The organism is Flagellimonas taeanensis, from assembly GCF_003584105.1.
Taxonomy (GTDB): domain Bacteria; phylum Bacteroidota; class Bacteroidia; order Flavobacteriales; family Flavobacteriaceae; genus Flagellimonas; species Flagellimonas taeanensis.
This window is the reverse complement of sequence record NZ_QXFO01000006.1, coordinates 154,859-166,068: the sequence shown is the minus strand read 5'-3', so window position 1 is coordinate 166,068 and position 11,210 is coordinate 154,859. Positions and strand designations below refer to the sequence as shown.

At 46.1% G+C, this 11,210-nt stretch carries 11 protein-coding genes; all 11 read left to right on the top strand.

Annotated features, from left to right (window positions below; genetic code table 11):
- Position 1: 1 nt before the first annotated feature.
- The 11 genes from D2V93_RS01720 to D2V93_RS01670 all read left to right on the top strand — a co-directional run bounded on the left by D2V93_RS01720 (position 2) and on the right by D2V93_RS01670 (position 11,208).
- Entirely contained in the window at positions 2-1,630 is a 1,629-nt protein-coding gene (locus tag D2V93_RS01720) for a sulfatase family protein (protein ID WP_119618118.1), read from the top strand.
- A complete protein-coding gene (locus D2V93_RS01715) occupies positions 1,627-2,460 on the top strand; it encodes an endonuclease/exonuclease/phosphatase family protein (RefSeq protein WP_119618117.1) in 834 nt (277 codons plus the stop codon). The genes D2V93_RS01720 and D2V93_RS01715 overlap by 4 nt, the downstream gene beginning before the upstream one ends.
- Positions 2,461-2,633: 173 nt before the next feature.
- On the top strand, positions 2,634-3,089 hold the full coding sequence (locus D2V93_RS01710; RefSeq protein WP_072882155.1) for a (2Fe-2S)-binding protein: 456 nt from the start codon (positions 2,634-2,636) through the stop codon (positions 3,087-3,089).
- A gap of 25 nt (positions 3,090-3,114) precedes the next feature.
- On the top strand, positions 3,115-5,319 hold the full coding sequence (locus D2V93_RS01705) for a xanthine dehydrogenase family protein molybdopterin-binding subunit (RefSeq protein ID WP_119618116.1): 2,205 nt from the start codon (positions 3,115-3,117) through the stop codon (positions 5,317-5,319).
- A gap of 458 nt (positions 5,320-5,777) precedes the next feature.
- Positions 5,778-7,232, top strand: coding sequence for an arginine decarboxylase (locus D2V93_RS01700; RefSeq protein WP_072882153.1), 1,455 nt, complete (start codon positions 5,778-5,780; stop codon positions 7,230-7,232).
- Positions 7,233-7,251: 19 nt separating this feature from the next.
- Positions 7,252-8,193, top strand: coding sequence for an agmatinase (gene speB, locus D2V93_RS01695; protein WP_119618115.1), 942 nt, complete (start codon positions 7,252-7,254; stop codon positions 8,191-8,193).
- Positions 8,183-9,157: a deoxyhypusine synthase family protein gene (locus D2V93_RS01690; protein ID WP_119618114.1), complete on the top strand. Its 975-nt coding sequence runs from the start codon at positions 8,183-8,185 to the stop codon at positions 9,155-9,157. The genes speB and D2V93_RS01690 overlap by 11 nt, the downstream gene beginning before the upstream one ends.
- A gap of 20 nt (positions 9,158-9,177) precedes the next feature.
- Complete coding sequence (locus D2V93_RS01685; protein ID WP_409557884.1) at positions 9,178-9,474, top strand: hypothetical protein; 297 nt, start codon at positions 9,178-9,180, stop codon at positions 9,472-9,474.
- A 117-nt stretch (positions 9,475-9,591) separates the two neighbouring features.
- Entirely contained in the window at positions 9,592-10,038 is a 447-nt protein-coding gene (locus D2V93_RS01680; RefSeq protein ID WP_072882150.1) for an NUDIX hydrolase, read from the top strand.
- Positions 10,004-10,417, top strand: a complete 414-nt coding sequence (locus tag D2V93_RS01675) for a VOC family protein (RefSeq protein WP_072882149.1) — start codon at positions 10,004-10,006, stop codon at positions 10,415-10,417. The genes D2V93_RS01680 and D2V93_RS01675 overlap by 35 nt, the downstream gene beginning before the upstream one ends.
- A gap of 5 nt (positions 10,418-10,422) precedes the next feature.
- Positions 10,423-11,208: an RMD1 family protein gene (locus D2V93_RS01670; RefSeq protein ID WP_072882148.1), complete on the top strand. Its 786-nt coding sequence runs from the start codon at positions 10,423-10,425 to the stop codon at positions 11,206-11,208.
- The last annotated feature ends 2 nt before the right edge of the window (positions 11,209-11,210 follow it).

Sequence of the window (11,210 nt, the reverse complement as noted above, 5' to 3'; positions counted from 1 at the left end):
CATGCGGATTGGATGGATATTGGTAGGTTTGGTACTGGTTTTGGCCTGTAAACGACAGGAAAAACCAAAAGAGGAAGTGGTCAAGGGTCCGCCGAATATCATTTTCATCATGTCGGATGACCATGCCTTTCAGGCCATCAGCGCTTATGGGCACGAACTGGGCAAATTGGCGCCCACGCCCAATATTGACCGCATTGCCAAGAACGGTGCCATCTTTCAAAACAATTTTTGCACCAATTCGATATGTGGCCCGAGCAGGGCGGTGATCCTGACCGGGAAGCACAGCCATATCAACGGCTTTCGCATGAACGGGGAACAGTTCGATAACAATCAGCCCACATTGCCCAAACACTTGAAAAAACTGGGCTACGAAACGGCCATCGTGGGAAAATGGCATTTGCATGGCGAGCCCACTGGGTTTGATTATTGGGACATCCTGAACGATCAGGGAAATTATTACAATCCGGAATTTATCCAAGGTAAGGATACCACGGTGGTGGAAGGTTATGCCACGGATTTGATCACGGAGAAAAGCCTGGAATGGTTGAAGCAAAGGGATAGTGCCCAGCAACCATTTTATTTAATGGTACATCACAAGGCCCCACACCGCAACTGGATGCCCGCCCTGCGCCACCTGAACGTCTACGATTCCATCACTTTTCCGTTGCCGGACACCTATTTTCCTGAATTTGTGGACCAAAAGGCTGCTGCCGAGCAACAACAGACCATTTATAAGGATATGTACGAAGGGCATGATCTCAAATTGAGCAAAGCACATGGCAGTACCGAACTGGCCCACAATCCTTGGACTACGGATTTTGACCGTATGACCCCGGCACAACGTAAAGCTTGGGACGAAGCCTATCTGCCCAAGAACAATGCTTTTTGGGAAGCTGGCCTCCACGGAAAGGAACTGGCTGAATGGAAAGGTCAACGCTATCTACACGAGTATTTGGCCACCGTCAAAGCTGTGGATGAAAGCGTGGGCAAGATTTTGGACTATTTGGAAGAAACCGGACTGGACGAGAACACTTTGGTGGTCTACACCTCGGACCAAGGATTTTATTTGGGGGAACACGGGTGGTTCGACAAGCGTTTCATGTACGAGGAATCCATGAAAATGCCCCTGTTGATGCAGTTGCCGGGTGTCATCAAGCCGGGGACGGATATCGATGCCATGGTACAGAACCTGGATTTTGCGCCGACATTCTTGGATTTGGCAGGAGGGGCCGAATATGCCTCTGAAATGCAGGGAAGGTCGTTCCGCGAAGTCTTGGAAGGGTCCACGAATGAATTCAATGATGCCGTATATTATCACTACTACGATTTTCCAGCCTTCCACATGGTAAAACGGCAATATGGGGTACGGACGGAAAGGTATAAGCTCATCCATTTTTATGATGATATTGACGAATGGGAATTCTATGACCTTGAAAAAGACCCCAAAGAACAGCACAACGCCATCAATGATGAAGAATATAAAGATATCGTAACAGTAATGCACAAAAAATTGGATAGTTTGCAGACCTATTACAAAGTGACCGAGAAAGAGTTTGAGACCACTCCCAAGGAAAAAGTGGACAAAACGTATGAAGCATTCAAAAAACTGAGAGGAACACCCATCCAATGAAAAATATTTATATAGCCCTTTTTGCGATAGGTACTTTTTTCAATGTACAAAGTCAAACAATCGATGTCATTTCCTATAATATTCGGTATGACAACCCCGATGACAAACCTAATAATTGGGACAATCGCAAAGAGTTTCTCATATCCCAATTGAATTTCTATGCCCCGGATGTTTTTGGCACCCAAGAAGGCCTTGTCCATCAGTTGAAGGATATCGATAATGGTTTGGAAGACTATACCTATTTTGGGGTTGGGCGTGACCAAGGGGACGATAAGGGAGAGTTCACCGCCATTTTTTATAATACCAAAAAGTTGAAATTGTTGGGACAATCCACCTTTTGGTTGTCCGAAACACCAGAAACCCCATCCAAAGGATGGGATGCCGCTTTGCCACGTATCTGTACCTATGGACTTTTTGAAAATATAGGGGACGGACGCAAATTCATGGTGTTCAATACGCATTTTGACCATGTTGGTGAGAAGGCGAGGGAGGAAAGCTCCAAACTTATCCTCAGAAAAATCAAGAAACTGAATGCGGATGGATGGCCCGTGGTCCTCACAGGGGATTTCAACCTAAGCAGTGAAAGCATTGGGGTCCAGGTGATTTTGGGTGAAATGAAGGATGCACACATCGCAGCCGGCAAGAATGCCTTTGGTCCCACAGGGACTTTCAATGGTTTTGATTTTGACAAACCAGTGGATCGTAGAATAGACTACATTTTTGTTTCCGATGCCTTTGAAGTGCACAAAAGTGCCATTTTGAGTGATTCCAAAGACCTTAGGTACCCCTCCGACCACCTTCCCGTCTTTGCCCGGTTGAAGTTTCGATAAGATTGGACCGTATGCTGGACCTGAAAACCATATATAAAAATAGACTTCTTATTTATATTGGTTTTAAGTAGTCCTCCAAAACGTAAAATCAGTGTTAATTTTTTAGGGTTGTTTGAGGAAAGTGATCCATCTTTAGAAGGAAATCTTTAACTTCAAGAGGAATTTTTCACATCATGGCAACATATACACTAAACATCAACGGAAAAAAACAAGAGGTGGATGTAGATCCATCCACGCCGATCCTATGGGTTTTGCGCGATCATTTGAGCTTGGTCGGCACCAAATATGGATGTGGCATAGCACAATGTGGCGCCTGTACCATACATTTAGATGGCAAGGCGACCCGATCATGCGTACTTCCCGTATCCTCCATAGGGGAACAGAAAATCACTACCATTGAAGGACTGTCCGAAAATGGGGACCATCCCGTACAAAAAGCATGGCTTGAGGTGGACGTGCCCCAATGTGGATATTGTCAGGCTGGCCAGATCATGACGGCATCCGCGCTTTTGGAGAGCAACCCAAATCCATCGGATGAGGAAATAGAAAATGCCATGAATGGCAATATCTGTCGTTGTGGTACTTATCTTAGAATACGCAAGGCCGTGAAAATGGCGGCAAAATCTTAATCCACTACACCAAAAACATACGATCATGACACTTGTAAAGACAAAAATTGGCCGACGGGCCTTCATACGAAATACAGGTTTGGCCGGTGGAGGACTGGTTCTGGGATTCAATTGGTTGGCATCCTGTAAAATGACCCCAGAACAGGTCAGGAGTTTGCCCAAGGAATGGTTCGAGCTGAATGGCTTTCTCAAAGTGGGGGACAATGGCCTGGTGACCATCATGTCGCCCAACCCAGAGATTGGTCAGAACGTAAAGACTGCCATGCCCATGATCATTGCAGAAGAACTGGATGTGGCCTGGAAAGATGTGATTGTGGAACAAGCTCCTTTGAACACCACAATTTTTACAAGACAATTGGCCGGAGGTAGCCAGTCCATCCGACAAGGGTGGGAAAGCCTCCGTATGGCCGGTGCAACTGCCCGTCATATGTTGAAAGAGGCCACCGCACAGGCTTGGCAGGTCCCTTTCAGTGAAATCACTACAAAAGAAGGGCAATTGATGCATGAAGCCAGTGGCAAATCGGCCGGTTTTGGTGAAATGGCCTCTGCCGCCACGGGCATTGAAGTGCCAGAGGAAGTTGAACTAAAAGAAAATACGAATTTTTCGATCATAGGTACGGACATCAAAAATGTGGATGGAGAAAAAATCGTCACAGGAAAGCCATTGTTTGGTCTTGATGTACAGCGCGAAGGGATGTTGACCGCCATGATCGTACATCCTCCCGCTTTTGGGATGAAATATAAAGGAATGAATGCCGAATCGGTGAAATCGATGCCCGGCATCAAAGATGTGTTCCATTTTGAGGTTTATCCGGAAGACACGGAAAAGCAATGGTCCGATGGGGGAGGGATTCCCGAACTTGTGGCCATTGTGGGCAACAGTACCTGGGAATGTATGCAGGCCAAGAAAGCACTGGAAGTGGAATGGCAGGAAGATTCCAAACTGGAAAGCACCGCATACCATGATGAGGCCTTGACCGCGTTACTTGAGAAAGCTCCCGAGCAACCGGCACGTAAGGATGGTGATGTGGAAGCGGCCTTTAAAAAAGCGGCCAAGATTGTGGAAAGCACCTATTCGGCGCCCTATCTGGCCCACAATACCATGGAACCGATGAACTTTTTTGCGCACGTCACTCCCGAGAAAGCAGAACTGTTGGGACCGATACAGACCCCGGAGTTTTTGGAGCTGACCTTGGCGTCCAGGTTGGGAATGCCCGTTGAGAAAATAGATGTGATGATGACCCGTATGGGCGGTGGTTTCGGTCGACGTCTCTATGGGACCTTTGCCGTGGAAGCGGCCGTCATATCCCAAAAAATGAACGCCCCCATAAAGTTGGTCTATACCCGGGAGGACGATATGACCCAAGGAACTTATCGACCAGCTTATAAAGTAAAATATAAAGCAGGGTTGGATGAAAAAGGCAACCTTATCGCTTGGCATGTAAGGGGGGCAGGCACCAATGACGACCTCATATTTGAAAACCGTTTTCCAGCGGGTGCCGTGGACAACTATTTGGCAGAAAAACACAGTTTGCAGACCAATGTGACCACAGGTGCATGGCGAGCGCCACGTTCCAACTTTATAGCAGGTGCGGAACAGGCCTTTATGGATGAGGTGGCAGAGGCTTCTGGAAAAGACCCCATTGAGTTCAGGTTGGAGCTCTTTGACAGGGCCATCAACAATCCTGTGGGCGAACCTGAGACAAACGATTACGACCCCGAGCGTTATGCCGGAGTACTCAAGTTGGTGAAGGAAAAATCCAATTGGACCAGCAATCCCAACGGAAAATCACGTGGAGTGTCTGCATACTATTGCCATAATTCCTATGTGGCCCAAGTTTTGGATTTGGAGGATGGTGATGGAATGCCGAAGGTGGGCAAAGTATGGTGCGCCGTGGACTGTGGTATTGTGGTAAACCCATTGAGTGCCAAGAACCAGGTCGAAGGTGGTATAGTGGATGGTATCGGCCATGCTACCTATAGTGCCTTGTCCTTCAAGGATGGTAAACCGGAACAATCCAACTTTGACAGGTACAGATTGATTCGGAATACCGAGGCGCCCAAGGAAATAGAGACCTTCTTTGTGGACAATGGTATAGACCCAACGGGTCTGGGCGAACCCTCATTGCCACCAATTGTGGGTGCACTGGCCAATGCGTTGTACAAAGCTACGGGCAGGCGGCATTACAGCCAGCCCTTCATCAATGAGAGGCCGCCCTTGGTAGGGTAACATGATATTTGGAATGCCGATGGAGGTATTCAGGTTCTTATTTTATTGCCTTTGGAACAAATAGCAGCAGGGTGAAGGATTTTTTCAAAATTTAATCACCTGTTTTTCAGTGAATTGTATTGGTTTATTTTTTTATTATAAAAAAAGTTGACGTATTTGTTTTTTGTTTATGTTTGACCCCTGAATGAGTCCAGAATATTGGGACACATTACCTAATTGCGTTGAAAACTTTTTTCATGTTCGGGCTTTTGGGAATAAGGAAGTCAACCCAAAAAGCCGTCTTGAGGTCAAGACACCGGATTTTTGGGTTGACTTCCGAAAAACACTCCATAATTCGTGATTTTTCACGGACACCCTTCTTTGTTGCATATACTGTATTTGAGTTTCGTATCTGAGAACTTGCTGCTCATTTGTCCACAAAAATTAGCTATCAGTTTTTTTATCAATACGAAATTTAAATGAAAACAAAATATATCGATCTCATCGATCAGACCTACGATTTTCCACAAGAGGAATTTACACTACAGGACAACAAACTACAGTTCCATGGCATAGACCTGTACGATTTGATACAGCGCTATGGCACCCCCTTGAAGTTTACCTATCTGCCCAAGATATCGGACAACATCCAACGGGCAAAGAAATGGTTCGGGGAGGCCATGAAGAAATACAACTATGCGGGTTCGTACCATTATTGCTATTGTACCAAAAGCTCCCATTTTGAACATGTGCTGAACGAGGCACTGAAGAATGACATCCATATAGAGACCTCATCGGCATTTGACATCGATATAGTCGAGCATTTGAGGAAAAATGGCAAGGTGACCAAGGACACCTACGTGATCTGCAATGGTTTCAAAAGGGACCAGTATATACAGAACATAGCCCGTTTGATCAACAATGGGCACAAGAACTGTATCCCGATCATAGACAATTATGAGGAAATCGACTTGCTGAGTGATGTCATCGAGGACAAATTCAAGGTAGGCATCCGGATCGCCTCGGAGGAAGAGCCTAAATTCGAGTTCTATACCTCCAGATTGGGCATTGGCTACAAAAACATTGTTCCGTTCTATAACCAATCCATAAAAGAGAACCCAAAGGTAGAGCTGAAGATGCTCCACTTTTTCATCAACACAGGTATCAGGGATACGGCCTATTACTGGAACGAACTTTTGAAATGTTTGAAGGTGTACATCAGCCTCAAAAAAGTGTGTCCAACCTTGGACAGCCTCAATATAGGTGGCGGATTCCCTATAAAGAACTCCTTGGCGTTCGAATATGATTATGAGTACATGGTGGATGAGATTATCCATCAAATCAAACAGGCATGCGATGAGGCCGGGGTGGAAGTACCCAACATCTTCACCGAATTTGGAAGCTTTACGGTGGGTGAAAGCGGTGGCACCATCTATGAAGTACTCTACCAAAAACAACAGAACGATAGGGAAAAGTGGAACATGATCAATTCGTCGTTCATCACCACAATGCCCGATTCATGGGCCATCAGCAAAAGGTTCATCACCCTGTCCATCAATAGGTGGAACGAAGAGTATGAAAGGGTGCTGTTGGGTGGGCTCACCTGCGATAGTGACGATTATTACAACTCGGAGCAGCACATGAACGCCATTTATCTTCCGAAATACCGAAAGGACAGGCCGCTTTACATCGGATTCTTCAACACAGGGGCCTATCAAGAAACCATTGGTGGGTTTGGGGGACTGCAGCACTGCCTTATCCCACATCCCAAGCACATATTGATCAACAAGGACAAGGAAGGGAATATGAAGACCTCTGTCTTTGCGGAGCAACAGACCGCTGGCGAATTCCTTTCCATCTTGGGCTATGGAGCAAAAAAGACATCGGACACCCTAGTGGATTCGCAGAAGTTGCCCGTGCCAAGCAAAAACTGATTACGAACAATAATCCCAAATGAAAACGAATAGAATATATGCCGGTATTCCAAAGGAATACGCCTCTCCTGAAAAAGCAAAAGTAGTATTGTTGCCCGTTCCCTATGATGCGACCAGCACTTGGGGAAAAGGGGCGGATAAGGGTCCCGAGGCCTTTTTGGAAGCATCGGAGAACATGGAGTGGTATGACATTGAAACAGATACCGAAGCCTATAGACAGGGAATTTATCTGGCCAATCCCATCGATGTACTGGATTCCCCTGAAAATATGGTGGATGCCGTCCATAAAACCGTAAAGGAATACATAAAAAGGAACAAGCTGGTCACCATGATCGGTGGGGAGCATTCCATTTCCATTGGGGCCATCAGGGCGTTCAATGAATGTTTTGAAGACCTCACCGTTCTGCACATAGATGCCCATGCCGATCTGAGAAAGGAATACAACGGTTCCCCTTACAACCATGCCTGCGCCATGCGCGAAGCCAACGAGACCACCAATTTGGTACAAGTGGGTATCCGGAGCATGGACCATTCGGAGACATTGGTCATGGACAGGGACAAGGTGTTCTTTGCCCATGAAATGGTCACCGATGATTTTTGGATGGACACTGCTCTGGATTTGATGACTGACCATGTGTATATCAGTTTTGACCTGGACGCTTTCGACCCCTCCATATTGCCATCTACCGGAACACCGGAACCTGGAGGGCTTTTCTGGTACGAGACCCTGGATTTCCTAAAGCGGGTCTTTGAGGAAAAGAAGGTGGTGGGCTTTGATATTGTGGAACTGTGCCCCAATACGCAGGAAAGGTCTTCCGATTTCTTGGCAGCAAAACTGTATTACAAGATGTTGAGCTATAAATTTTTAAAAAAGAATGATTACTTAGAGGACGGATTTGATGAAAACAATGATAACTTTAAGAAATCCGTAAACCCAATTGACGATTACGATGAACAATAAAGGAGAGATATCACAATTCATTCAAAAATATTTTTTGCACTTCAATTCTGCGGCCCTCGTGGATGCGGCCAAGGGCTATGAGGACCAATTGAACCAAGGTTCCAAGATGTTGGTGTCCCTCGCAGGGGCCATGAGTACGGCCGAACTGGGCAAGATCTTTGCCGAGATCATACGCACTGATAAAGTGCACATAGTTTCGTGCACAGGGGCCAACTTGGAAGAAGATCTCATGAACCTTGTGGCCCATTCCCATTACAGAAGGGTACCCAACTATAGGGACCTGACCCCACAGGAAGAATGGGAGCTGTTGGAAAAGGGACTGAATCGGGTCACCGACACCTGCATCCCCGAAGAAGAGGCCTTTAGGCGCCTGCAACAGCACATTTACAAGATCTGGAAAGATGCCGATGACAAAGGGGAACGCTATTTCCCCCATGAATTTATGTACAAGCTCCTGCTTTCAGGGGTTTTGGAGCAATACTACGAAATAGACATCAAGGATTCGTGGATGTATGCCGCCGCCAAGAAGAACCTTCCCATAGTGGTCCCCGGTTGGGAGGACAGCACCATGGGGAACATCTTTGCCAGTTATGTGATCAAGGGTGAGCTCAAGGCAAGCACTATGAAATCAGGTATCGAGTACATGACCTTTTTGGCCGATTGGTACCAGAAAAATTCTGAAAAGGGTATCGGTTTCTTCCAAATTGGGGGAGGCATTGCAGGGGATTTCCCCATTTGCGTGGTACCCATGCTTTATCAGGACTTGGAGCAGACAGAGACCCCGTTCTGGAGCTATTTCTGTCAGATCAGCGATTCCACAACAAGTTACGGATCCTATTCCGGTGCCGTGCCCAATGAAAAGATCACATGGGGGAAACTGGATATAGACACCCCCAAGTTCATTGTGGAATCGGATGCGACCATAGTGGCGCCCCTGATTTTCGCCTACCTTCTAAACATGTGATGATGAAGAACAAACAACCGATGACATTGAAGCGTGTTATAGTGGACTATAAAAAGCTGGACAACCACATGCTGAACCTGCTCGTGGAGAAATTTCCCGATGGGTATGATGACGATGATATTGTCACCTATCGGAATGCCAGCAATGAAGTGGTGGAATGCATAGAGGTGCGCACTGAAGACACCGCTTATCTTGTGAAAGTGAGCAAGCGTTTGGTGATGGCCATGGAAGACCATGAGGACACGGATACCGATACCGAAGCCGACGAGGAAAGATCTCTGGACACCGAAGGTCTGGAAAACACCGAGGAGGAGTAACCTCTTTTTTTAAAGACTGCACAACATATGGAGGAAAAAATATAGGCTTGGAAGCATTGAAACCAGACTATATATGCGTAATTTCCATTTACATTCCTTAAGTAAAAGAGGAGACTTATGAAAAAAACAGTCAAATCCCGATTGATTGCCATACACAAGGATAAGATTCTTGTGTTGAGAAAAGTGGGCAGTCCACTAAGGTACACTCTGCCAGGTGGTGTGAAGAAAAAGAAGGAGACGGAGAGTGAAACACTGATTCGCGAAGTGAGTGAGGAAATAAAATTAAAACTGTCCCAATCGCAGCTCAGCTTCTATCTTTCCCATATCAAGAAAGGGAAGATGGGGAACATGGTGAAGAATTATTTTTTGGTCCAGATGAAGTCAAAGGCCATCAAAGTAAAGGAGAAATACAAGTTTGAAGAAGCCCTTTGGCTGGAATGGAAAGAAGCCCTACCCTTTATGGACAAAATGGACCGTATGGCCGTCAGGTCCTATTTTAAAAGTATAGGAAGAAAAACAAGCAAAACAAATGGATATAAAGTTCCACCTCGCCTTGCCATGTAAGGACATAGAAGAGACCCGAGCCTTTTATCAGGACGTGGTCAAAGCCAATTTGGGCAGACATACCGAAAAATGGTTGGATGTTGACCTCTTTGGCAACCAGTTGACCTTTACCCAGTCGGGGAACTTCAACTTTGATTTCAAGAATTACCGTTTGGAGGATTATATTCTGCCCTCCTTCCATTTTGGGGTTATTGTCCCAGTGGATGTCTGGGGTGAACTGTATTCAAGACTGTTCCAACTGGATCTGGAAGTGACCACCGAGGCCACGTTCATGCAGGACAAGGTCGGTGAGCACCTGTCCTTTTTCATACAAGATCCCAACGGCTATATGGTCGAGTTCAAGAGTTTTAGGGATCCCGAGGAGATCTTTGCAACCTGAGGAAAATGGATTCAAAAGCCATAGCCCTGCATCTTGCGGGCAACATAGACATCTCTGCTTGCAGACAGGCCATCGGAAGGCAACTCATCTTTGGAGACAGGGACGAGCTTTTCTATGCCGATGGACTCCAATATCTTTATGTTTTCAGGTACGGGATTGTCTCTTTTTATGGTTTTGATGAAGTTTCCATGACCGAAGTCTTGGATGGACTGAAACCTTTTTGTGAAGGATGGAACCGATCCGAGCTTACGGATGAAATGGAGATAGAACTCGTTTCCGATGAGGAGCCTGTAAGAGTGACCAACAGCAAGATAGAACTGCAAAAATCCAATGTGGAAGGAATGAGGTTGGCCCTGTTGCACCTATCGCAGTCCGTGGCTTTGGACCACTTTGCCGGACTTTCGGACCAAATTATGAAGGAGACAAGGGAGCACACCAATTATTTGGAGCATAACGGACGATTGGACCTAGGAGGAAAAAAACTCAAACGATACATTGCCAGGGTTCTCAACATCAACAATCAGATTTCTGAAAACCTGTATATTTTTGATTCCCCGGAAGTGGTTTGGGAAGATGAGGCCCTTGATCGGTTGGACAGAAACCTGAAACAGATCTTTGACCTGAAGGAACGTTATCGGACCATCAAGGAACAGGGCTACATCATCAAGGAGAATCTGAGCCTTTTCAAGGACATCATGGACCACAGGGAGAGCAGCAGGCTGGAATGGATCATCATTTTGCTGATTTTGGTCGAAGTGTTGGACTTGTTCATCATGCGTATAATCAATTAAAA